Source organism: Polaribacter sp. Asnod1-A03 (genome assembly GCF_045063585.1).
Lineage (GTDB): Bacteria > Bacteroidota > Bacteroidia > Flavobacteriales > Flavobacteriaceae > Polaribacter.
The window spans coordinates 1,237,301-1,261,694 of record NZ_JBEFOE010000009.1 but is presented as its reverse complement, the minus strand read 5'-3'; the positions used below and the strand labels follow the sequence as shown (position 1 = coordinate 1,261,694).

General features: G+C 28.1%; 22 protein-coding genes. 11 read left to right on the top strand and 11 right to left on the bottom strand.

The window, feature by feature from the left end:
- Positions 1–20: 20 nt before the first annotated feature.
- The 5 genes from gldG to ACJJVY_RS06070 all read right to left on the bottom strand — a co-directional run bounded on the left by gldG (position 21) and on the right by ACJJVY_RS06070 (position 4,158).
- Positions 21–1,661, bottom strand: coding sequence for a gliding motility-associated ABC transporter substrate-binding protein GldG (gene gldG / locus ACJJVY_RS06090; protein WP_405606116.1), 1,641 nt, complete (start codon positions 1,659–1,661; stop codon positions 21–23).
- The gene (gldF, locus tag ACJJVY_RS06085) at positions 1,654–2,370 is read right to left on the bottom strand and encodes a gliding motility-associated ABC transporter permease subunit GldF (RefSeq protein WP_405606115.1); all 717 of its coding nucleotides are present in this window, start codon (positions 2,368–2,370) and stop codon (positions 1,654–1,656) included. The genes gldG and gldF overlap by 8 nt, the downstream gene beginning before the upstream one ends.
- 80 nt (positions 2,371–2,450) lie before the next feature.
- Positions 2,451–2,978 (bottom strand): GNAT family N-acetyltransferase, encoded by a 528-nt coding sequence (locus tag ACJJVY_RS06080; RefSeq protein ID WP_405606114.1) that lies wholly within the window; start codon positions 2,976–2,978, stop codon positions 2,451–2,453.
- A 75-nt stretch (positions 2,979–3,053) separates the two neighbouring features.
- A complete protein-coding gene (locus tag ACJJVY_RS06075) occupies positions 3,054–3,302 on the bottom strand; it encodes a putative quinol monooxygenase (RefSeq protein WP_405606113.1) in 249 nt (82 codons plus the stop codon).
- A gap of 4 nt (positions 3,303–3,306) precedes the next feature.
- The gene (locus ACJJVY_RS06070; RefSeq protein ID WP_405606112.1) at positions 3,307–4,158 is read right to left on the bottom strand and encodes an S-adenosyl-l-methionine hydroxide adenosyltransferase family protein; all 852 of its coding nucleotides are present in this window, start codon (positions 4,156–4,158) and stop codon (positions 3,307–3,309) included.
- Between the two features lie 129 nt (positions 4,159–4,287).
- On the opposite strand from ACJJVY_RS06070, the gene ACJJVY_RS06065 reads away from it, so the two are divergent.
- The 6 genes from ACJJVY_RS06065 (at position 4,288) to ACJJVY_RS06040 (ending at position 9,013) form a co-directional block, all read left to right on the top strand.
- The gene (locus tag ACJJVY_RS06065) at positions 4,288–5,241 is read left to right on the top strand and encodes a PhoH family protein (protein WP_405606111.1); all 954 of its coding nucleotides are present in this window, start codon (positions 4,288–4,290) and stop codon (positions 5,239–5,241) included.
- A gap of 4 nt (positions 5,242–5,245) precedes the next feature.
- Positions 5,246–5,866, top strand: a complete 621-nt coding sequence (locus ACJJVY_RS06060; RefSeq protein ID WP_405606110.1) for a hypothetical protein — start codon at positions 5,246–5,248, stop codon at positions 5,864–5,866.
- Between the two features lie 43 nt (positions 5,867–5,909).
- The gene (locus ACJJVY_RS06055) at positions 5,910–6,857 is read left to right on the top strand and encodes a phosphoribosylaminoimidazolesuccinocarboxamide synthase (RefSeq protein WP_405606109.1); all 948 of its coding nucleotides are present in this window, start codon (positions 5,910–5,912) and stop codon (positions 6,855–6,857) included.
- 9 nt (positions 6,858–6,866) lie between these two features.
- The gene (gene fabV, locus ACJJVY_RS06050) at positions 6,867–8,054 is read left to right on the top strand and encodes an enoyl-ACP reductase FabV (RefSeq protein ID WP_405606108.1); all 1,188 of its coding nucleotides are present in this window, start codon (positions 6,867–6,869) and stop codon (positions 8,052–8,054) included.
- Between the two features lie 115 nt (positions 8,055–8,169).
- Positions 8,170–8,649 (top strand): hypothetical protein, encoded by a 480-nt coding sequence (locus tag ACJJVY_RS06045; RefSeq protein WP_405606107.1) that lies wholly within the window; start codon positions 8,170–8,172, stop codon positions 8,647–8,649.
- Positions 8,642–9,013, top strand: coding sequence for a glyoxalase (locus ACJJVY_RS06040; protein ID WP_405606106.1), 372 nt, complete (start codon positions 8,642–8,644; stop codon positions 9,011–9,013). Before ACJJVY_RS06045 ends, ACJJVY_RS06040 begins: the two co-directional genes overlap by 8 nt.
- A gap of 54 nt (positions 9,014–9,067) precedes the next feature.
- Here the strand turns inward: ACJJVY_RS06040 and ACJJVY_RS06035 are convergent, their stop codons facing one another.
- Positions 9,068–9,865: a TerC family protein gene (locus ACJJVY_RS06035; RefSeq protein WP_405606105.1), complete on the bottom strand. Its 798-nt coding sequence runs from the start codon at positions 9,863–9,865 to the stop codon at positions 9,068–9,070.
- 160 nt (positions 9,866–10,025) lie between these two features.
- Between ACJJVY_RS06035 and ACJJVY_RS06030 the strand changes: the two genes are divergently transcribed.
- Entirely contained in the window at positions 10,026–11,681 is a 1,656-nt protein-coding gene (locus ACJJVY_RS06030; protein ID WP_405606104.1) for a serine hydrolase, read from the top strand.
- Here ACJJVY_RS06030 and ACJJVY_RS06025 read toward each other — a convergent pair.
- Positions 11,678–12,439 (bottom strand): sulfite exporter TauE/SafE family protein, encoded by a 762-nt coding sequence (locus ACJJVY_RS06025; RefSeq protein ID WP_405606103.1) that lies wholly within the window; start codon positions 12,437–12,439, stop codon positions 11,678–11,680. The two genes, ACJJVY_RS06030 and ACJJVY_RS06025, sit on opposite strands and share 4 nt — an antisense overlap.
- A gap of 286 nt (positions 12,440–12,725) precedes the next feature.
- Here ACJJVY_RS06025 and acs point away from each other — a divergent pair, with 286 nt between their 5' ends.
- Positions 12,726–14,633: an acetate--CoA ligase gene (acs, locus tag ACJJVY_RS06020; RefSeq protein ID WP_405606102.1), complete on the top strand. Its 1,908-nt coding sequence runs from the start codon at positions 12,726–12,728 to the stop codon at positions 14,631–14,633.
- Positions 14,634–14,655: 22 nt separating this feature from the next.
- On the opposite strand, the gene ACJJVY_RS06015 is transcribed toward acs, so the two are convergent.
- The gene (locus tag ACJJVY_RS06015) at positions 14,656–15,333 is read right to left on the bottom strand and encodes a response regulator (protein ID WP_405606101.1); all 678 of its coding nucleotides are present in this window, start codon (positions 15,331–15,333) and stop codon (positions 14,656–14,658) included.
- 4 nt (positions 15,334–15,337) lie between these two features.
- Complete coding sequence (locus ACJJVY_RS06010) at positions 15,338–17,317, bottom strand: ATP-binding protein (protein ID WP_405606100.1); 1,980 nt, start codon at positions 17,315–17,317, stop codon at positions 15,338–15,340.
- 1,797 nt (positions 17,318–19,114) lie between these two features.
- Between ACJJVY_RS06010 and ACJJVY_RS06005 the strand changes: the two genes are divergently transcribed.
- From ACJJVY_RS06005 to ACJJVY_RS05995, 3 genes are all read left to right on the top strand, one after another.
- A complete protein-coding gene (locus tag ACJJVY_RS06005; protein ID WP_405606099.1) occupies positions 19,115–20,881 on the top strand; it encodes an ABC transporter ATP-binding protein in 1,767 nt (588 codons plus the stop codon).
- An 81-nt stretch (positions 20,882–20,962) separates the two neighbouring features.
- A complete protein-coding gene (locus ACJJVY_RS06000) occupies positions 20,963–21,730 on the top strand; it encodes a DUF6503 family protein (RefSeq protein WP_405606098.1) in 768 nt (255 codons plus the stop codon).
- Positions 21,731–21,777: 47 nt separating this feature from the next.
- On the top strand, positions 21,778–22,542 hold the full coding sequence (locus ACJJVY_RS05995) for a DUF6503 family protein (RefSeq protein WP_405606097.1): 765 nt from the start codon (positions 21,778–21,780) through the stop codon (positions 22,540–22,542).
- Between the two features lie 108 nt (positions 22,543–22,650).
- On the opposite strand, the gene ACJJVY_RS05990 is transcribed toward ACJJVY_RS05995, so the two are convergent.
- Both ACJJVY_RS05990 and ACJJVY_RS05985 read right to left on the bottom strand, forming a co-directional pair.
- Entirely contained in the window at positions 22,651–23,208 is a 558-nt protein-coding gene (locus ACJJVY_RS05990) for an NUDIX domain-containing protein (protein ID WP_405606096.1), read from the bottom strand.
- A 68-nt stretch (positions 23,209–23,276) separates the two neighbouring features.
- A complete protein-coding gene (locus ACJJVY_RS05985) occupies positions 23,277–24,365 on the bottom strand; it encodes a M42 family metallopeptidase (RefSeq protein WP_405606095.1) in 1,089 nt (362 codons plus the stop codon).
- Between the last annotated feature and the right edge of the window lie 29 nt (positions 24,366–24,394).

Genomic DNA, 24,394 nt, shown 5'->3' with positions numbered 1-24,394 from the left:
GAGAACACTTTTATAAAAATTTAACTATACTTTCTTTTTCTTAAAAAGTTAAATACAAAACCGAAAATTAATAATAAAATAAGAGGTAAAACTACATTTAAAAATTGCCAAAAAGTTCTTTCTTTGTACGCTTTTTGTTTGTCTAAAGTTTTAATTTGTAGTGTTTTGTTTCTCAATTGAATCAAACCGATATCATCCAATAAGTAATCTACTGCATTTATTAAAAAATCTTTGTTTCCAAACTCTTGATTTGTCCATTTGTCTCTGTTCAAATCATAAGGTTCTCCTTTTAAAATTTGATTTTTTCCGAGATCACCATCAGAGATTACAACCATTTTATTATTGGTAGCATTTTCTTTAAAAAGTGGCGTATTAAAAGGTTTTACACGGTTTTTATAAGCCGATTTAAAATTTCCTTCTAATAAAACAGCAAATAATTGATTTCCGCTTCTGTACTCATTTTCTATAACTTCATCAGCAATAGATTGCAATTCAATAAAACTTGGTGTTCCAACCTTTTGAGTTAAAGGAGAACTCAATAATAAAGGTGTTTTTTTGATGTTATTTTTTAAAGTATCAATTTGATTTGCAAACTGTAAACGAACAGGAGTAAGGTTTTTTGTAATTGGATGATTTGGATTTCCGCCAACTAATGGGTGAAAAAACCATTCTAAATTTTGAAACTGCGTTTGATTACCCACTTTACCGGTTGCTAACGGAATTTGTGCTGCGTATAAATCTTTTATTAAACTTGTATTGATGCGAATTCCGTAAGAAAATAATAAATCGGTTAAGTTTAAATCCCTCGGATATGCTAATAATTTTCCGTTGTTAAACAAGCTATCTTGGTCGGCTTGCACATTATCTAGCATCCACAATGTTTTTCCGCCATTGGCGATATATTGATCTAGTGTAAACTTTTCTTCTTCGGTAAATTGTTGTGTAGGTTTAGCAATAATTGCTAAATCTAAAGAACTTAAATCTTTTAATGTTCTCTGTGGAGATTTTGCAACAGAATCTAATGTGAATTTAGCCAATTTGTATTTTTTAGCAACTTCACTTAAAAAACTGTACTGATAAATATCTTGTAATTCTCCATTACCAGTAATTACAGCAACACTTTTTTGTTTAGATTGCGTAATAGAATTGATTGCATTAGAAAAAATATACTCTAGGTTTTCGATTGCTTTTTGTAATTGCTCGTCTTGCGATGCTACAATTACATTTGGTAACAAAGAAACAATGGTTGCTTTTTTACCATAAGAGATTTCTGCCCAAGGAAAAATAATTGCTTCAGAAAGTTTACCTTCTTCTTCTACAGTTAATTGACTTGGCATCATGCCACGTTTTATTAAATCTTCTCTTTGAGAGTCTGGATTTATAAATTTAATTTTGATATTACTGTTTTCCGCAGCTAATTCCTCTAAATATTGGCGCGTTTCTATTTGTAATCTTTTAAATTCTGAAGGAAAATCTCCTTCTAAATAAATTGATATAAAAATACTTTTATCAACTTTATTAATAATGCTTTTTGTGGTTTCAGAAAGCGTGTAACGTTTATCTGCAGTTAAATCGAATCGTTTGTAAAAAGATTGATTCACAAAATTCAGAACGATTAATCCGATAACTAAAATGATAATATTTTTGATTTTTTTATTCATTATCTAAACGTGTTTTAGTGATGAATAAAAAGAAAATGGTAACGCTTAAAAAATAAATAATATCTCTAGTGTCTATAACTCCTCTAGAAATACTTTTAAAATGTTCATTCATTCCCATTTTTTTTAGGGTTATATTATTTTCTAAGGATGAAGAAATGGTATCAAAACCATAAAACAAAAAGAAAGTAATAAAAACACCTAAAATAAAAGCAACTATTTGATTTTTAGAAAGTGTAGAGGTAAATAAACCAATAGATGTGTAAGTTGCAGCCAAAAAAAGTAGACCTATATAAGAACCTATTGTACTTCCAAAATCAATATTTCCAATAGGGTTTGCTAATTTATAGACTGTGTAAACATAAGTTAATGTTGGTACTAAAGAAACGACAATTAACAGTAAAGAAGCCCAAAACTTACCTAAAACAATTTGCCAATCAGAAATTGGTTTTGTTTTTAAAAGTTCTATGGTTCCGTTGTTAAATTCATCCGCAAAACTTTTCATGGTAATTGCAGGTATTAAAAAAAGAAATATCCAAGGAGTTAAATAAAAAAATGGATTTAAATCTGCAAATCCTGCATTTAAAATATTAAAATCATCTTTAAATACCCATAAAAACAAACCGTTAATCAACAAGAAAACAGCGATTACTAAATAAGCAATGGTACTTGCGAAAAATGAGTTAAATTCTTTTTTTAAAATTGCTATCAAATGGTTGTAGTTTACTGTGTTTTAAATTATAATTTATTTGGGTGTAAAACTTTAAATTACACCCAAATAAATAGTAATTATTATTTACTTAATTTATAGATTCTATTGTCTTCTACGTTTTCGTCTTCTCTGTCTGTTTGTAAAAGAAAGTCTTGGTTATCTAATAACGTAATAGAAGCAATATTATTTTTGTGCGTAAAAGCTTCTATTGTATTTAAGTTCATTTGCTCAAATCCGTATGCTATCACTTTTTCCATAGCTTCTGTCATATAACCTCTTTCTTGATAATCAGGATGAATTTCGTAACCAATTTCTGCATAATTATCTGCAATATCAAAATTTCTAAGACCAATTGTACCCAACAATTCTTCGCTACTTTTAGATTGTAGCACCCAAAGAATACCTTGGTTATTGTCTATTAAATTAATTACAGAATCGATATAGCCTCTTGTTTGAGCAAGGTTTTTAGGCGCATCTCTTTGTATAAACTCGTTTACTTCTTTATTGGCTCTTAAACCAAAAACTGCTTTTGCATCGTCTAAACTTAATGCTCTTAATGTTAACCTTTCTGTTTCTAAAACAGGAAAAGTTGTAAAATCGAAACTCATTTTTTATATTAATTATCTATTTTTTTTCAGTGTACAATTACTTTTTTATCCACGCTCCATGCATGAGGTTTGTCATTAAAAAAATGTTTTAAGTTTTACCCAAACTTCTTTAAAGAAATTAGAATTTCTATAGTTTTCTAAATCTTCTTCTTTATCCCAATAAGAATAGGTAAAAAAGATTTCTGGGTTTTGTTTGTCTTGATATAGTTCTAAAAGATTACAACCTTTAGAAGCTCTAATAAAAGGTTTTTTGCTTTCGAAGAATAGTAAAAATTCTTCAATATTTTTTTGATGAAAACTTAATTCTACAATTCTTACAAACATATTTTTAAGTTAAAGGTGTAAAATCTGGTTTAGGTTCGTTAAAAAAATCGATAGTAATATCATCTCTATAATTTAAACCTAATAGTGTAGATGCGCCTCCTACGGTTTTTAAATTGCTTTTATAAATTGCAATTTCTAAATATTGTGCAGAGTTAAAAATGGCTAATTTTTCGCCATCAAACTGTTTGTTGGTATTATCAGTAATTTCGTTGTATTTTTTAAAGATTTTGGTAAAAGAATAACGTCTGGCATTTACTTTAAACTTACGTCCTTTACCAATTTCTTGAAACATCTTTTTACTAATATTACTAATTACATTACCGTAATTATCAATATAAACAACACCTCCAATAATTTTATTTTTTTCTTGATTTACTTTTGGCTGAATTTCAACCATCTTTTTAAAAGTAGTAATTTCTTTACCAATAACAGTTAAATTACCGCCTCTAGCAATAAAACAAGCAACTTGTACAAATACATCTAGAACAGGAAAACTACTTTCTATTCTATCATGAATATTAATTTCTACAATTCTTGTTGGTTTAATTTCTGAAGTAATCATAGAAATAATGCCATTATCGGGACAAATAAAAAAATGATTGTCTAATTCTAAGGCAATATGTTTGTTATTATCACTTAGTTCAGAATCTACGCCAATAATATGTATAGTACCTTCTGGAAAACTTTTATAAGAGTTTTTTAAAATATAAGCAGTTTCTGTAATATTAAAAGGAGAAATCTCGTGTGTAATATCAATTATTTTTGCATCAGAAAGCTCAGAGTAAATAGCACCTTTTACAGCTCCTACAAAGTGGTCTTTTGTTCCAAAATCAGTAGTTAATGTAATAAAGGGCATTAATTTTTTTATTGTTAATTAGTTGTGTAAAAGTTGTTAACTATTTTACGCAAATCTAATCATTTTGGTAATTTTAATTGCTATTTTTAGTTGAAATATAATTGTAATCAACTAATAAAAAATAATCATTTGAACGAACGCATTATAGAGCTTACAGAAATTAATCCGAAAGATTTTTTTGGAGCACATAACAGTACTATAGAGCAATTAAAAAGATACTTTCCGAAAATTAAAATTGTTGCTCGCGGATCTAAACTAAAAATTTATGGAGAGCCAGAAATTTTAAATGAATTTGAAATCCGTTTTGATCGATTAATAAAATATTACAATCGATATAATAAATTAGATGAAAATAGTATTGAAAGAATTTTAACATCTAATGGTAACGAAGAAAAAACCATTGCAGCAAAAAATGCCAAAGATGTTTTAGTACATGGTGTTAGTGGTAAGTTGATAAAACCACAAACCGAAAATCAACGAAAAATGGTTTCTTTAATGTCTAAAAATGACATGTTATTTGCTGTTGGACCAGCAGGTACTGGTAAAACATATACAGCTGTTGCATTGGCTGTAAAAGCATTAAAAGAAAAAGAAGTTAGAAGAATAATTTTAACAAGACCTGCAGTAGAATCTGGAGAAAATTTAGGTTTTTTACCAGGAGATTTAAAAGAAAAATTAGATCCTTACATGCAACCTTTATATGATGCATTAAGAGATATGATTCCGCACGAAAGATTAGAATCTAACATAGAAAAAGGCGTAATACAAATTGCACCATTAGCCTTTATGCGTGGTAGAACATTAGACAATGCTTTTGTAATTTTAGATGAAGCGCAAAATACAACGCACAATCAAATGAAAATGTTTTTAACCAGAATGGGTAAAAATGCAAAGTTTATTATTACAGGAGATCCTGGTCAGATAGATTTACCAAGAAAACAAGTTTCTGGATTAAAAGAATCTTTATTAGCATTAAAAGATATTGAAGGAATTGCTCAAGTATATTTAGATGATAAAGATGTGGTAAGACACAGGTTGGTTAAGAGAATTATTTCTGCATATAAAAGCATAGAAACAGAATAGTAGAATGATAAAAATTGATAAAGAAAAATTAGGGTTACAAGATTACTTTTATATTGGATATTTATATTTAATCATTTTAGGTATTGTAAGTGATGCTATTTATTATGGCATTTTTGGTGTTTCTTATTTAAATTATACTACAATATTAGATGCTTTAATCTCTCCTATTAGTTTATTAACAAATAATTGGTTTATTTCTTTGTTTTTATCCATCATGTTTTGGTTAATGTATATGTATTTCAACAATTGGATGTTTAAGTTTTACAAATATTTAAGAGTTAAAAATTGGTATAAGAAAGTATACAATCTAGAAAAGATGGATAAAAAATATGCTCGACTAGAAAAAAAGGATAATATTATACCAGGTATGATGTTTACCTTTTTTCTACTTTTTATTTCTATGAGAACTGGTATGGCGCTTGGCACAAAAAGTAAATATGATACAAAAGAAATTATACCTAATTATACTTTAGTCTTTAAAGATAATACAAGGTTAGATGTTAGAAAAGTAGGACAAAATTCGGCTTATTTTTTCTATTTTATACCCGGAGAAAAAGTAATTACTGCAACACCAATTTCAGATAATTTAAAGCAAATAAAAGTTTTAAAAAATAAAAAGAAATAAAATAAGAAAAGTTATTTTTGCAGCCACAACAACATAACATATAATGAATACAATTAACGAAACTAACTTTCAGTTTCCTAACCAGAAATCTGTTTATAAAGGTAAAGTAAGAGAAGTTTATAATATAAATGATGAACTTTTAGTAATGGTTGCCACAGATAGATTATCTGCTTTCGACGTTATTTTACCACGTCAAATACCTTTTAAAGGACAAATTTTAAATCAGATTGCAACAAAAATGATGAATGATACCGCAGATATTGTTCCTAATTGGTTAATTGCAAACCCAGATGAAAATGTTGCTGTAGGTCATTTATGTGAACCTTTTAAGGTAGAAATGGTAATTAGAGGTTATGTTTCTGGGCATGCAGCACGTGAATACAAATTAGGTAAAAGAATTTTGTGTGGTGTAGAAATGACAGAAGGTTTAAAAGAAAATGATAAATTTCCTACTCCTATTATAACGCCATCTACAAAGGCAGATAATGGTGAGCATGATGAGGATATTTCTAGAGAAGATATTTTGGTAAAAGGAATTGTTTCTGAAGAAGATTACATTGTATTAGAAAATTATACAAGAGCTTTATTTAAAAGAGGTACAGAAATTGCAGCAAAAAGAGGGTTGATTTTAGTCGATACTAAATATGAATTTGGTAAAACGAAAGATGGTAAAATTGTATTGATTGATGAAATACATACACCAGATTCTTCTCGTTATTTTTATGCTGATGGATATCAAGAAAGACAAGAAAAAGGAGAAACTCAAAAACAATTGTCTAAAGAGTTTGTACGTCAGTGGTTAATAGAAAATGGTTTTCAAGGAAAAGACGGACAAGAAATACCAGAAATGAATGATGAAAAAATCATCGAAATTTCTAACAGATATATAGAGTTATATGAACAAATTACTGGAGAAACTTTTTTAAAAGCTTCTACAGATAATGTATTAAATAGAATAGAAAAGAATGTAAATTCTTTTTTAGCAAACTAAACAAAAACAATGATAATAGAACCAAGAACAAGAGGATTTATTTGTTTAACATCTCACCCTGTAGGTTGTGAGCAAAATGTAATCAATCAAATAGAATACATAAAGTCTAAAGGTAAAATAGACGGCGCAAAAAAAGTATTAGTAATAGGGGCATCAACAGGATTTGGATTAGCTTCTAGAATATCTAGTGCTTTTGGTTCAGATGCTGCAACAATTGGTGTTTTCTTTGATAAACCAGGTACAGAAGGAAGACCGGGTTCACCAGGTTTTTACAATACAGCTGCTTTTGAAAAACAAGCAACTGCTGCAGGTTTGTATGCAAAAAGTATTAATGGAGATGCATTTTCTAACGAAATTAAAGATCAAGTTGTAGAACTAATCAAAGAAGATTTAGGTCAGATAGATTTGGTGATTTACAGTTTAGCATCACCAGTAAGAACACATCCTGTAACAGGAAAAAGATATAAATCGGTTTTAAAACCAATTGGTGGAGATTTCTCTAATAAAACGGTAGATTTTCATACGGGTAAAGTATCAGAAATTTCTATAAAACCAGCAGAAGGTGATGATGTAGAAAATACAATTACTGTAATGGGTGGTGAAGATTGGAAAATGTGGATGGATGCTTTAAAAGAAGCAGATGTTTTATCAGAAGGAGCAACAACAGTCGCTTATTCTTACATTGGCCCAGAAGTTACAAAACCAGTATATAGAAACGGTACCATTGGTGCTGCAAAAGATCATTTAGAAGCAACTGCTTTTACAATTGCAGATGATTTAAAATCTATTGGAGGTCGTGCATTTGTTTCTGTAAATAAAGCATTAGTAACACAAGCTAGTTCTGCAATTCCTGTAATTCCTTTATATATTTCTCTATTATATAAAACAATGAAAGAAAAAGGAATTCATGAAGGATGTATCGAACAAATTCAGCGTTTGTATAGCGAGCGTTTATTTGGTGGAGATTTAGCATTAGATGAAAAAGGAAGAATTAGAGTTGATGATTGGGAGATGAGAGAAGATGTACAAGCAGAAGTTTCTAAATTATGGGAAACTGCTACTACAGAAAACTTATCTGAAATTGGAGATTTAGAAGGATATAGTAATGATTTTTACAACCTTTTTGGGTTTAAAGTTGATGGTGTAGATTATACAGTAGATGTAAATGAAGTTGTAAACGTACCAAGTATACAATAAAATATATTTTTCGTTTAAGCGAAAAATAATGCAAACCTCACAGTTTTATGCTGAAATCATTTCAGTACTATAATTGTGAGGTTTTTCTTTCTTATCTTGTAAAAAATTAAAGTTGATGAAAGCAGTTACTATAAAACAACTTAAAGACGAATTAACCCACAAATCTGCGAGTGAGTTAAAAGAACTGTGTTTACATTTATCAAGATTTAAAAAAGAAAATAAGGAATTATTAACTTATTTATTGTTTGAATCTCATGATGAAGATGCTTACATTCAATCAATAAAAGAGCAAATGGATGTGCATTTTTCTGAGATAAACACCAAGAGTTATTTTTATATAAGAAAAAGTGTGCGTAAAATTTTAACGCTTACCAAAAAGTTTATCAGATATTCTAAAAAGAAAGAAACTGAAGCAGAACTTTTATTGTATTTCTGTAGAAAATTAAAAGATTTTAAACCCTCTATAAAAAGAAGTCAACGATTGCAAAATGTTTTTGATTCTCAAATAAAATTGATTAAAAAAGCCATAGAAAAATTGCATGAAGATTTACAATACGATTATCAATTAGAATTAGATAATTTATTAGATGAATAAAAAAGAAAGACCCATTTTATCAAATTTAGTTAATGATGGAACTTCTGAAATGGAAAAATTTCAGAATGAAGTATTAAGACCTGTAATAAAAATGCAGCACAGTTTGTTGATTAGTTCATTTAAGCACCATCTTATAAAAAGAAAAGTAGATTTTACTGATTTAACGGATAAGAAAAGAAGAAGTAAAATTACTTCTGTTTTTAAAACGGATAATAATTATAAGAACTTTACTTTAGGGATAATTATTGGTCATTTTTCTTCGGATGAATTTACTTTTTATGCTGATAATGCATCAGAAATTAATAGAAGGGTTTTGCAAATTACAGGGCAAAGAATTAAAGATAGTATCTTAGAGATAGCATAAAAAAAGTCGTTATAAATATTTACAACGACTTTTTTAAATTCTTTATGTTAAAACTTATTTCTTTGCTTTTGCTAATAAGTTCTTTTGGTATTTACCTTGTACAACATCCACAATAATTAAAATAGCCAATACAAAATAGAACGTTGTTTTACTCATTGGTACAATTTCTTCTCCAAAAAGTTTAATATGTGCTAAATGTCCACCTTCTGTAACTAGCATAATTCCTACAATAAAAAGGATAAACAAACCTAAAACTTCATACATTCTGTTTTTAGATAAAAAGGTAGAAATTTTATCAGCCATAATTAACATTAATAAACCACTAATAACAATAGCAATAGCCATTACAATAAAAGCAGTTGTAGCACTATCTATTTCGCTAGTTAAACCAATTGCTGCTAAAATAGAATCAAAAGAAAAAACTAAATTCATAATTACAATGCTTGTAATAACTGCATTTGCAGATTTAGATTTTTTTTCAGTAGCCATATCGTCTACCTCTAAACCTTTGGTAGAAATCATGTGCCAAATTTCTTTTATGGCTGTGTAAATAATAAAACCACCACCTAAAAGTACAATAATACTGTGTCCGTTAAATGAAAAGTGGATAATATCTTCGATTCCTCCGGATAAAAAAGAAAAAGGTTCTTGAAAAAAATCGATGATAGAAACCAAAACAAATAGTAACACAATTCTTAAAACAATAGCAATTAAGATTCCTGTTTTTCTAACTCTTTTTTGATCTACTTCTGGTGCTTTTTTAGATTCTAAAGAGATGTAAAGTAAATTGTCGAATCCTAAAACGGCTTGTAAAAGCACTAGCATTAATAAGGTAAAAATAATTCCTAACATTTTATTTTTTTTTGATTTGTTAATTAGAGAATTCAAATATATTTAAAAACTTAACACATTTATCTTTTTTAAGGTAAGTATTTATTAATCTCTGTAAAACTGTAACTTAAATCTTTTTGTGTCGTCATATAGAAAATCAATTACACCAAAAACAGTTAATATGAAAACTACACACCTTTTAAAATATAGATTTTTAAGTCTCTTTTTAATCTTATTTTGTATCACAATTCAAAGTCAAAGTTTAGAGTCTAAAATTGACAATATCTTAGAAAGTCAATTTAAAAGTAATGAAACAGGTGTTTCTGCTTTAGTAGCAAAAGATGGAAAAGTTGTTTATAGAAAAGCATTCGGAAAAGCCAATTTAGAACTAGATGTGGCTATGACACCAGAAAATGTTTTTCAGGTTGGTTCTATCACCAAGCAATTTACAGCCGTTTCTATTTTAATGCTTTTAGAAGAAGGAAAATTAAATTTAGAAGACGAGATTACTAAGTTTATTCCAGATTATCCAACTAAAGGCAAGAAAATTACTATTCATCATTTATTAACACATACTTCTGGAATTAAAAGTTATACCTCTATGAGTAGTTTTGGACAAGTGGCAACGCTTAAAAAATCGCCTTTAGAGTTTATAGATTTTTTTAAAAAAGAACCAATGGATTTTAATCCTGGAGAAAAATATTTGTATAACAATTCTGGATATTTTATTCTAGGATATATTATTGAAAAAGTTAGCGGAATGTCTTATCCAGAGTTTATTCAAAAAAGAATTTTTGATAAAATATACATGAAATCTTCTTATTATGGAAGTCATTCTCAATTAATAAAAAATAGAGCGTCTGGTTATCAAAAAAATAAAGAATTTACAAATGCACAATATATTAGTTTAACATTGCCATACGCAGCAGGTTCTATAATGTCTTCTGTAGATGATATGTTAAAATGGCAAACAGCTATAGCAACCAATGTTTTTGTGAAAGAAAATACCATACGCAAAGCTTTTACTAATTATACTTTAAATAATGGCGATAAAATTAATTATGGTTATGGTTGGAGTCTTGATGAAATTAATGGAGTTTCTACAATAGAACATGGAGGTTCAATTCCGGGATATAAATCTATGGGTGTTTTTGTGCCAAGTAAAAACGTGTATGTAATTTTATTTTCTAATTGCGATTGTAAATCACCAACAAATGTAGCAATAGAAATAGCTGCTTTAACAATTGATAAACCTATATTAAAAAAAGAAAATAGCATTCAATTATCGAAAGAACAGTTAGGTAAATGGGTTGGCGCTTATCAATTTAAAGATAAAACGATAAGATATATAACTTTAAAAGACGAACAATTATATAGTAAAAGAGAAGGTAGCCCACAATCTTTCAAAATTTATCCAAGTTCACCAAATATATTTTCTTTTGAAGATGGATTAATTTCTTATGAATTTTCAATAGAAGATGGAAAAAAAGTGGCACTTTTTAAAAACCGAATTAATAAAGAAAAAGGTGTTTTTGTTGATAAAAAAGCGCCAAAAGAGCAAGTCGCAATTGAAGTTTCTGAAAATGTTTTAAAAACTTATGAAGGTGAATATGAATTACAACCTAATTTTATAATTACAATAACATCAAAAGGAAATCAATTATTTGCGCAAGCAACCGGTCAACCTCAGTTTGAGTTGTTTGCAGAGTCTGAAACAAAATTCTTTTTAAAAGTAGTAAAAGCTTCTGTAGAGTTTCATAAAAATGAAACAGGAGGAATAGAGTCTTTAACCTTATTTCAAGGAGGAGCAATTATGAAAGGAAATAAAATAAATTAGAATAAATATTTAAATAAAATTCTAAGACTTACAAAGGCAATCAAAATAGCGGTTGCCTTTTTTAGTTGAATAGGCGTAAAATAATTATAACTCATTTTACTACCAATTTGACCGCCAATAAAAACGGTCATTAATAAAACAGAAGTTAACTGCCAATCAATTATAAAATCGGGGTTTGAATATTGGCCGAATAAACCAGCTATTGAGTTTACTAAAATAAAAATACTAGCAGTTGCAGCAATTTTTTTAGGAGTATCCCAATTAGTTAAATGTAAAAGTGGCGCTAAAAAAATACCTCCACCAATACCTACCATTCCAGAAATAAAACCAATAATTCCACCAAAACTTGCATTTTTAATTGAGTTAGATTTTTGTTTATCCGAAGCAAGTATTCTTTTAGAAATCCACATGGTAATTGCTGCAAAAAGCAAGGTAAACCCTAAAAGAATGAAAAAGAAATTTTGATTAATTTTTAATTTCCCACCTAAAAAAGCAAGCGGAATACTTAATAAAACAAGGGGTGTTATTTTTTGCCAATCAATTTTTTTTTGCTGATGAAATAACAAAACATTGCTAGATACCACAACAATATTACATAAAAGAGCAGTTGCTCTAATTTGTGTAAAAACGATGCTTGTTAAGGCTAAAATAGCCAAATAACTAGAGCCTCCACCAAAACCGACTGAAGAATAGAGAATTGCAACGGTAAAGAAAAGTAAAATGATGTGCCAGTAATTTGACAGTAAGTCTATTATCAATTTTTAAATTTAAACTGTTTTGATAGAACAAAATAAAAATAAATATTGATTAAAAATTAAAAATGAACAGATTTCTTAAATTGTTGGGGAGTCATCATTTCCATTTTTTTAAACTGTCTATTAAAGTAACTCGGATTGTTAAAGTTAGTAAAGTGTTAAAGTGATAAAATAAAGGGTGTATTTTGATTTTTATGTTAAAAAAATACTTAAAAAAATATATTATTCTTCTAAAACAGAAATATATTCTCTATTTTTAGAATATTAATAAGAATTAACTAAAATAACTATGAGCAATTACCATATTAAGCATTTAGAAGAGTATTTTAAAGTTTATAGAAAATCAGTAAGAGAGCCAGGAAATTTCTGGGAAGAAATAGCCGAAGAGCATTTTGTTTGGAGAAAGAAGTGGAACAAAGTTTTAGATTGGGATTTTTCTAAACCCGAAGTAAAATGGTTTGAAGGAGCACAACTGAATATTACAGAAAACTGTATTGATAGGCATTTAACTACAAAAGGAGATAAAACAGCTATTTTGTTCGAGCCAAATGATCCAAAAGAAGCTGCAGAACATATTAGTTACAATCAATTACATAAAAGAGTAAATCAATTTGCAAATGTTTTAAAAGAACAAGGTGTAAAAAAAGGAGATAGAGTTTGTATTTATGTGCCAATGATTCCTGAATTGGCAATTGCAACCTTAGCTTGTGCAAGAATTGGCGCTATACATTCAGTGGTTTTTGCAGGTTTTTCATCCAAAGCACTAGCAACAAGAATTAATGATTCTGATTGTAAATTGGTCATCACTTCTGATGGATCTTATAGAGGCAAAAAAAGAATCGATTTAAAAGGAATTGTAGATGAAGCTTTAGAAAATTGCAATTGTGTAGAAAATGTTTTAGTTTTTAAAAGAATCAATTCAGACATCTACATGAAAGAAGGCAGAGACCAATGGTTACAGCCTTTGTTGGATAATGCCTCAACAGAATGTAAAGCAGAAATTATGGATGCAGAAGATCCGTTATTTATACTGTATACATCTGGTTCTACAGGTACACCAAAAGGAATGGTACATACAACGGCGGGTTATATGGTGTATACAGCATATACGTTTAAAAATGCATTTCAATATAGAGAAGATGATGTGTATTGGTGTACGGCAGATATCGGTTGGATTACCGGTCACTCTTATATTGTATATGGTCCGTTAGCAAACGGAGCAACAACAGTAATGTTTGAAGGTGTACCAAGCTATCCTGATTTTGGACGTTTTTGGGAAATCATAGAAAAACATAAAGTCAATCAATTTTATACAGCACCAACAGCCATTAGAGCGTTATCTAAACACGGAACAGAATTGGTAGATAAATACGATTTATCATCATTAAAAGTATTAGGATCGGTTGGAGAACCAATTAATGAAGAGGCTTGGCATTGGTATAACGACAATATTGGTAAAGGAAAAAGTCCGATAATAGATACTTGGTGGCAAACAGAAACTGGCGGAATGATGATTACTCCAATTCCGTATGTAACACCAACAAAACCAACCTATGCAACCTTACCTTTTATAGGTATTCAGCCTGCAATTATGGATGAAAAAGGAGATGAATTAAAAGGAAATCAAGTAGAAGGACGTTTGTGTATAAAATATCCTTGGCCAAGTATGGCAAGAACCATTTGGGGAAATCATCAACGATATAAAGAAACCTATTTTTCTGCTTTTGATAATATGTATTTTACAGGTGATGGAGCTCTTAGAGATGAGGTTGGTTATTACAGAATTACCGGTAGAGTAGATGATGTAATTATTGTTTCGGGACATAATTTAGGAACCGCACCAATAGAAGATGCAATTAACGAACATCCTGCAATTGCAGAATCTGCTATTGTTGGTTATCCTCATGATATAAAAGGAAGTGCGTTGTATGGTTATATTACTTTAAAAGATGCAGGTGAATATAGAAACCATGATAATCTTAAAAAGGAAATTAATCAGTTAATTACAGACAGAATAGGACCGATTGCAAAGTTAGATAAAATTCAATTTTCAGATGGATTACCAAAAACACGTTCTGGAAAAATTATGCGTCGTATTTTACGTAAAATAGCGTCTAATGATATGAGTAATTTAGGAGATACAAGTACTTTGTTAAATCCAGAAGTTGTACAGAGTATTATTGATAATCGATTGTAAAAATAAATAATGGTTAAAGTGATTAAATAAAACCTTTTTCTTTTGCAATAAGAATGAGTTCTCTATCACTTTCTCCATTAATATTAAAAACTTGTTTTAAATGGAGTCTTCTTTTTTCTATTCCAGAAATAGAAAGATGTACAATTTTTGGTAAATCTTTTATTTTTGTACCTATTGATAGTTCATGTAAAATTTTTCTATCGATATCATCTAATGAAAAATTATTAGATAGTTGGTTGCGTAATAATTTAGAAACGGTTTTACTATAATAAGGAGGCTCTTTAATAACTTCTTTAATAGCAGTAACTAATTCTTTGGGAGTAATGTCATTTTTGATTAAAAAACCTTCAGGATTAATATTTTTAAATATGCTATATATTCTGTAGTTATCATTAAAACTTGTAGAAATAATAATTTTTGATTTTGGAAGTAATTTTTTAATTTTTAAACCTAAATCTTCTCCTGAAAGTATTTTTTTATCTTTTGATGGAGGTAAACTAATGTCTAAAAAAATAATATCAATATTTTTATTTTTTTTAGAAAAATCTTCTATAATTTCAATAGCAGAATCACAATTATTAGCAGTAATTATATCAAAAGACACAAAAGAACCTTCTTCTTGTAAAAAGTTAAAAGCACTTTTATAAGCTTCAATAATTAGTGGATGATCTTCTATAATAAAGGCTGTATATTTTGTCATATTATTAAATTGGAATTTGAATATCTAATAAAGTTCCTTTATTTTTTGTTGAGGTTATTTGTAGTTTTCCATTTAATTTATCTATTCTAGATTTTATGTTTTTTAGGCCAATTCCTTTTTTGCTTTTTTTGCTTTCAAAACCATTTCCATCATCTTTTATTTGCAGTGTTAAAAAGGTGTTTTTAATAGAAAATATAACCAAAACTTTTTCCGCATCTGCATGCTTTACAATGTTTTGCAAAGCTTCTTGTAATATTCTATACATATTAACTTTGGTAAGTTCATTAATTTTTTCCCAAGATACAATTTTATCAACATTTAAATTAAATTCAAAATTACCAAGAGAACTTTTATCTATTAATAATTGGTTAATAATGTTTGTGAAATTAATTTCTAAGCTGTTAAAATCATTATTTAATTTATGCGAAACATCTCGAATTTCTTTTTCAATGTCTTGTAATTCGTTTAAATAATATTGATGCTTTTCTTGTGTGTTTTCATCACCTTCTATGTTTAAAAAACCTAATCCCATTCTTGTGCCAAAGAGTTTTCCTAAAACACCATCATGTAATTCTTCAGAAATTCTATTACGTTCTTCTGCCTTTTCTTTTTCTAAAATAGTTTGTTGCTTTAAGGTTAAAAGATATACTTCTTCATTAGCTTTTTGCTGTTCGGTTTCTAAAAGTAATTTTTCGTTTTTTACTTTTTGTACACGTAAAAAATAAACAAGTGAGAGAATAAGAATGAGACTGATACCAAAACTTACGATCCATGTTTTTTGTTCAGATAAACGTTCAGTTTCTTGAACATATTCATCTGTTTCAAAATCAATTCGGGTAAATTTATTTTGTACTCTACGCTCTACGTTTATTAAACTGTCATTAAACTGAATATATCTACTTAAGTATTTTGTGCCATTTTTAGCGTCTAACTTAGCTAACTGATTTAAGGATTCTAAATAATCGACACCATTTTTTATTTTTTTAGCTAATATATTAGCTTCTTTTGCATATTGATAGGCTTTTGTGGTATCTTTTATATAAGTATAATATTTAGATAATCGAATTTTACTATAAACAATACCAGCTTTGTTATTTGTACTATCTCTAATATGTAAAGACAGTAGCATGTCTTTTTTTACTCTGTTGGTGTCGTTTAACATTAACCTACAATAGGCTTTATTATCTATTATTCTTGCATAATTTTCTCTAGTTTTATTTTCATTTAAGGCATCATCAAAATATTCAAGTGCTTTTTTATAATTATTATTTTTAAGGTTTGTTAAACCAATATTATTAAGACTGATAGCATAATAATTTTTTTGATCTTTTACCTCACTTAAATATTGTAGTGCTTTTTGATGATAAAATAAAGCTCTCTCGTATTCCTTAATATCGTATTGTAATAATGCCATACGGTTATATGATAGATAGAGATGTTTATAAATTTTTAAATTTTTAAAAATTTCAATTGCTTTTATTGTTAAAACCTCACTTCCAGAAAAATCTCTATAGCGGCCTTTAATAAATGCCATTGAATATATCATTCTTGCGGCTTCATATTTTTTTTGAAGTCCATTAAAATGATTAAGAGCAATATTAAAATGCTCATAAGACTTATCATAAATTTCACCTTTTAGATAATAGGTCGCATAATTCCAGTGTGCATCAGCAATATTAAAAGAGTCCTTTATTTTAATAGCGTATTCTAATGTTTCTTTATTAATTGCTTTAAATAATATGGTGTCTTTTAATTGATAATAGCGAAAAGCAATAGCACTTAATTTTTTTGCTTTATCATTTATTGATGGAGTATTAACTTTTTGGTAGGCTTTTTCTAAAAATCTTTTTTGTTCAATTTTAGAATAGTTTTCACTTTTTGAATTATCAATCCAAATAGTAATACTATCATTTTTAATTTCTTGGGAAAAAGATTTTGAAAAATTGATTAAAAGAAAATAAAAAATAAATACAAGTGTTTTCAATTTTTTAAGCTGATTAGAAAACAAAACTACTAAAAAAGTCCTTAACAATTTTGTTAAGGACTTATAGATTTAAATTGGAAAAGATTAGTCATCTTTTCCACTACCATCTTCACCATTACCTTCACCAGTATCAGTATTGATATCATTATTGATTGTGATTTCGGTATTATTTAATAATAAGTCATCTTCCTCATTTAAATCTGTACAAGATGATATATAATTAATGATAAAAAGATGATTATTAAAATTGTTTTTAAGTTTAAAATTTTCATAATTTAATTTTTAAAATTTTGACATTAGTATCCTTTGCCGTAAATACAGCGGGTGTTTTGAGTAGAATTTTAGGTGTATTTTTAAAGTAGCTAACAGTAAAAATTATCTATAATTCATCGCAAAATTGTTGTCCGTAGCTTGCAGACAAATAGAATTTCGATTTTGAATGTTAGGTCAAATGGAAACCTATTAAATACTCCTAAGGCCTATCTTGTAGATAGTAGGTTTCAAAAAATTCTGTGTTAATAAGAAAAAATGGTAAGCGTTTGTAATTTAATACGCTAGTTGAATCTAGTTCTAAATTACTATTACTTTAGAACTGAAACAACCTCGTTTTAGTAAATGAGGCATTTTGTTTAGTAAACGCTCTTTTCCATTTAGGAAGTGAAAAATGAAATGTTTCATAGCTTTTAATTTTACTTTAAGATAAATAAAATCAATGATTTAGATAATGTTAACTGAGCGATTCTATCTATAGTATAATTAAAAACATTAATTATTATTCTGTAACATTTAGTAGTTTTTTGTAACAAAAAAAGACACCTTTAAGGTGTCTTTTTTATATTATATTAATGAATAATTATTACTTATTCATTAAGTATATTTTTGTTATTGTAGACACCAATATTTCTTATTGCAGAAAAGCTATAAGTTTCTTCTAAAGAAAGAATAGCAATTACATGTATATTTTTGTGTATCATATTATATTTGTTTTATTATAGTTTTAATCTCGATGCAAAGTTGAAAATATTTATTTGATAAAACAAATAAAATTAATATTAAAATACTGTAAATCAGTTATTTGTATTGTTTTTTTAGATAGGGAGTTCCTGCCCGAAATTTATTCAGGTTTTGCATTTTTTACAACTTTTTGTTTTTCAGCTGCTTACTTTGCAATGTGTCTTATTTTATTAATCATTAATCAATCATAATATTTTTTAAAAAAAGCATAAAAAAAACGTTCAATTTCTTGAACGCTTCTATATAGTTAATCAATTTCTTATATTTTACATTTAAAAATTGATTAGAAACTCATATAAAAACATCCTATTTTTTACCATACCATTATTAATTTTTAGAAAATATTTTCTTCTTGGTATAATTTGTAAACTTTTTTGCTTCATAATTAATGCAAATATATTGTGTTTTATTCTTTAAAGGTAATCTACTTGTAAAATGTATGGATTTCCCTTACTAAAAGTATGGGAAATTTAGACCAATTTTTAAGTGTAGAAATATACTTTTGGAGAGTGTAATAGTTGTCTTACTAGTAGTTATTATTAGGGAAATTTATTATGAAAAAAGAAAAATTTAAAAATCTATTATTTTAAATAGTTTTAAAAAAGACATTCTATTATAGAATGTCTTTTTTTATTTCCAAAATAGAAATAATAAAATTTATATTTTACTACTTTAAAGGTAAACCAAAACAAATTAGATTTGTAACATTGTTAATGTGTCATGATTGTTTTCTATGGCATATTAATTGACAATTGATATTTATCAATATTTCTAATCGAATTTATGCAACATTTACAAGAATCAAAAAAAGATAAAAAGAAACCAAAAGTAACTTTAAAACAAGCTTTTAAAACCATTATTTGGCCAAGAAGAAACTTAGTTTTTTTAGGTTTAATTCTGATTATCATTAGAAGTTTATCTGGTTTTGTTTTACCGATGCAGAGTAAAGTTTTAATGGATGAAGTAGTTCCTAATAAAGATTTTAGTCAGTTATACAACTTAATATTTATTGTTATTGGTGCTATTTTAGTACAAGCAGTTACTTCTTTTTTATTAACAAAAGTATTAAGTATTCAAGCACAATATTTAATATCAGAATTAAGAGCACAAGTACAAAAGAAAGTTTTGTCTTTACCAATCAGTTTTTTTGATAACACAAAATCTGGCGCATTGGTTTCTAGAATTATGACAGATGTAGAAGGTGTAAGAAACTTAATCGGTACAGGTTTGGTACAATTAATAGGTGGTTCTTTCACGGCAATTGTAACGCTTGTAATTCTCTTAAAAATGAATGTTTGGATGACGGTTTTTACTTTTGTTCCTTTATCAATCTTCGGAATAATAGCGTTGAAATCCTTTAAATATATTCGTCCAATTTTTAGAGCAAGAGGAAAAATTAATGCAGAAGTAAAAGGAAGGTTAACGGAAACTTTAGGCGGAATTAGAGTAATAAAAGCTTTTAATGCAGAAGAACAAGAAAGTAAAATATTTGAAAAAGGAGTAGAAGATATTTATCAGAATGTTAAAAAAAGTATGACTGCAACTGCTATAATGACGAGTTCGTCCACTTTTTTAATTGGTTTGGCAACTACTGGTGTTATGGGAATTGGTGGTTATTATATGATACAAGGCACAATGACTTTTGGAGATTTTATTCAATTTACATTTTTGTTAGCCTTTATGGTTGCACCAATTGTACAAATGAGCAACATCGGTAGTCAATTAACAGAAGCTTTGGCAGGTTTAGATAGAACCGAAGAATTGATGAATATGGCTGCAGAAGAGGATAATGAAAATAGAACTGTAGTTTTAGAAGATTTAAAAGGTGAAATTAATTTTGACGATGTTTCTTTTTCTTATGAAGAAGGAAAAAAGGTAATTAAAAATATCAATTTTAATGTTCCTGCGGGTTCTGTTACTGCTTTGGTTGGTAGTTCTGGTTCTGGTAAATCTACAATTGCAGGTTTATCTGCAACATTTTTAAATCCAAAATCTGGTAAAATTACGATTGACAATCAAGATATGTCTAAAGTAAAACTGTCTAGTTATCGTAAAAATTTAGGAGTTGTTTTACAAGACGAGTTTTTGTTTGAAGGAACAATTAGACAAAATATCATGTTCCCAAGGCCAGATGCAACAGAAGAAGAATTACAAAATGCAGTAAGAGCTGCGTATGTAAATGAATTTACAGATCGTTTTGATGATGGTTTAGATACGTTAATAGGAGAAAGAGGCGTAAAATTATCAGGTGGACAACGTCAAAGATTGGCAATTGCAAGAGCTATTTTAGCAGATCCTAAAATTATTATTTTAGATGAAGCAACTTCTAGTTTAGATACCGAAAGTGAGGCTTTAATTCAGAAAAGTTTATCAAAATTAGTGAAAGATAGAACTACCATTGTTATTGCACATAGATTAAGTACCATTAAAAAAGCGGATCAGATTTTAGTAATTGAAGCCGGAAGCATTGCAGAAAGAGGAACTCATGATGAGTTGATTGCTAAAAAAGGTAGATATTATGACTTGTATACCTATCAAGCAAAAATTTAACATTTAAACTTTACTTTTTTTGTAAAGACAGACAATAAAAACGACCTTTTAAATTATTAAATTTAAATATATAATCAAATTATGAAAAAAGTACTTTTATTGTTAATTGTTGTAATTGCTATTTCTTGTAAAAATGAGCCTAAAAAAGAGGTGAAAGCAGAAATTAAAAAAGTAGAGGTTAAAAAAGAAAGTTTCCCAGAAGAATTAGGTAAAGTTTTTAAAGCTCACGGAGGAATCGATACTTGGAGAAATGCAGAAATTTTATCATTTAAAAAAGGAGAAGAAGTACATACTGTAGATTTACAATCTCGTATCAATGTAATTACTGCTCCAAACTACGCTGTTGGTTTTGACGGAAAAGAAGTGTGGTTAGATGAAACGGAAAAAGGAGCTTTTAAAGGGAATCCTGCTTTTTATCACAATTTGTATTTTTATTTTTATGCAATGCCTTTTGTTTTAGCAGATCAAGGAATTACTTATGAAAAAATAGACGATTTAATTGTTGATGGTGTAAATTATCCTGGTTATAAAATGTCTTTTGATGCAAATAAAGGAAGTTCTCCTGATGACAATTACAAATTATATTACAATCCAGAAACATATCAAATGGAATGGTTAGCATACACAGCTACTTTTAGAACTAAAAAACCAAGCGATAAATTCAATATCATTAAATATGGTAAATGGAACAACGTAAACGGATTAGTTTTACCTACAGAAATTACTTGGTATAAAAAAGATGAAAATGGTGTACCAACAGAACCAGCAAGACCTGCAACGGTATTTACAGATGCATCAATCAGTAAAAATAATTTAGTTGATTCATTTTTTGCAAAACCAATTAAATAAGTATATTTGAGCTTAAAAGGTTTTAAATAAAACGTTTAAGTTAAATTATGAAAAAGGTATTTTTATTATTAATGGTTGTTTTTGTGGTTTCATGTAAAAATGAGCCTAAAACAGAAGCTAAACAAGATATTAAAAAAGTTGAGGATAAGAAAGAAAACTTTCCAGAAGAATTAGGGAAAGTTTTTGAAGCTCATGGTGGAATAAAAAAATGGAATAAAGCACAAACAATTTCTTTTAATAAAGAAGATGAAGCGCATACTTCAGATTTACATTCTCGTAAAATTGTAATTAATTCGCCAAAGTATTCTATCGGATATAACGGAAATGATCTTTGGTATTTAGAAGAAGTAGAAGGGAGTTTAAAAAGAGATCCAGCTTTTTATTATAATTTATATTTTTACTTTTATGCAATGCCTTTTGTGTTGGCAGATGATGGAATTATTTACGAAAAAGTAGATGATTTTGTGTTTGAAGAAATCAATTATCCAGGTTATAAAATTTCTTACAAATCAAATGTAGGTTCATCTCCAGATGATAATTATATTTTGTATTACAATCCTGAGACTTATAAAATGGAATGGCTTGCTTACACAGTAACTTTTAGATCTAAAGCTCCGGTTGATAAATATAAAATGATAAGATATAATTCTTGGGAAAATGTAAATGATTTTATATTACCAAAACAAATTACTTGGTATGCAAAAGATAAGGAGAATCAATTTGCTGCAACATCAAAAATTGTAGACTTTAAATTACCTTTAATTAGCGAAGAAAAATTACAAGATTCTTTTTTTGATAAACCAATTAAATAAATATTGATACTAAAATTAAATTTAAAACTATAAGTAGTTTACTGCTTTAGATATAAAAACCTTGAAAATATTATATTTTCAAGGTTTTTTAAATTTATAGATATTAGTTTAATATTTTCTTTCTTTTTTTATTTGCTGATAAATCTTATTATAAACAGTGCAATAATATTCATGAAATCTTGAGAGTAAAACATTTTCAAGATTATTGGTGTTTTTTAAAGTTGATAAATCAAACAGCTTAATATTGTCAACTTCTTCTTTTTGAATGATTAATTCTGAAACTGGTTTTTTTAGTTCAGCAATAAAAACATGATGATGCTCGTTATCTTGTATTCCGTTAGGATGTTTTACTTGATGAATTCTAGTACCGATTTTTATAAGCTCTTTTTCTTCTAGTTTTAAACCAATTTCTTCTAAAACTTCTCTTTTTACTGAGGTTATAATTTCTTCGCCAGCACCAACATGTCCTGCAACAGAAATGTCCCACAAACCAGGAAATACTTTTTTTGTCATTGCTCTTTTTTGAAGCAATACTTTTTCATCAGAAGTAAATAGCCAGATATGTACAGTGGTATGAAACCAGCCATTTTTATGCGCTTCAGATTTTAAAGCTGTTTTACCTGTTGGTTTTCCATCAGGAGTTAAAATGTCTATTAGTTCATCCATAGTTATAAATTACGAATTATGAATTACGAAATGAATCTCGTAATTCATAATTTCTAATTCGTAATTGATTATTCAAAGTAAGAAAAAGTATCTCCGTCTTTGATGTTTAATAAAGTTTCGTAAATCATTTTAATTACATTTTCTACATCATCTCTATGTACCATTTCTACAGTTGTGTGCATGTATCTTAAAGGTAAAGAAATTAAAGCAGAAGCAACACCTCCATTACTATAAGCAAAAGCATCTGTATCTGTACCTGTTGCTCTAGAAAGGGCAGAACGTTGAAAAGGAATTTCTTTGGCCTCTGCAGTTTCTAAAATTAAATCGCGTAATTTTTGTTGTACTGCAGGTGCATAAGCCACCACAGGACCTTTACCTAGTTCCATTAATCCAGCACTTTTTTGCTCAATCATTGGTGTAGTTGTATCGTGCGTTACATCGGTAACAATGGCAACATTTGGTTTTATGGTTTGAGTAATCATTTCTGCGCCACGTAAACCAATTTCTTCTTGTACAGAGTTTGTAATGTATAAACCAAAAGGTAATTCTTTACCATTTTCTTTTAATAAACGAGCAACTTCGGCAATCATAAAACCACCCATTCTGTTGTCTAAAGCTCTACAAACAAATTTATTTTCGTTTAAAATATGAAACTCATCCGGATATGTAATAACACAACCAACATGTACACCTAAAGCTTCTACTTCTTTTTTAGTAGCACAACCTGTATCAATAAAAATATTATCTGGCTTCGGTGCTTGTTCATTAGATTTATCTCTAGTATGTATTGCTGGCCAACCAAAAACACCTTTTACAATTCCGTTTTTAGTATGAATATTTACAATTTTACTAGGCGCAATTTGATGATCAGAACCTCCGTTTCTAATTACGTAAATTAACCCGTTATCAGAAATATAATTTACATACCAAGAAATTTCATCAGCATGCCCTTCTATAACCACTTTGTATTTTGCATCAGGATTGATAACTCCAACAGCAGAACCATAAGTGTCGGTAATAAAAGTATCTACGTAAGGTTTTAAATAATCCATCCAAATTTTTTGACCTTCCCATTCATAACCAGTAGGAGACGCATTATTTAAATATTTTTCTAAAAATGTAAGTGACTCTTTATTTAATATTGATTCTTTTGACATTGTTTAAATTTATAAATTAAAAAAGTAAT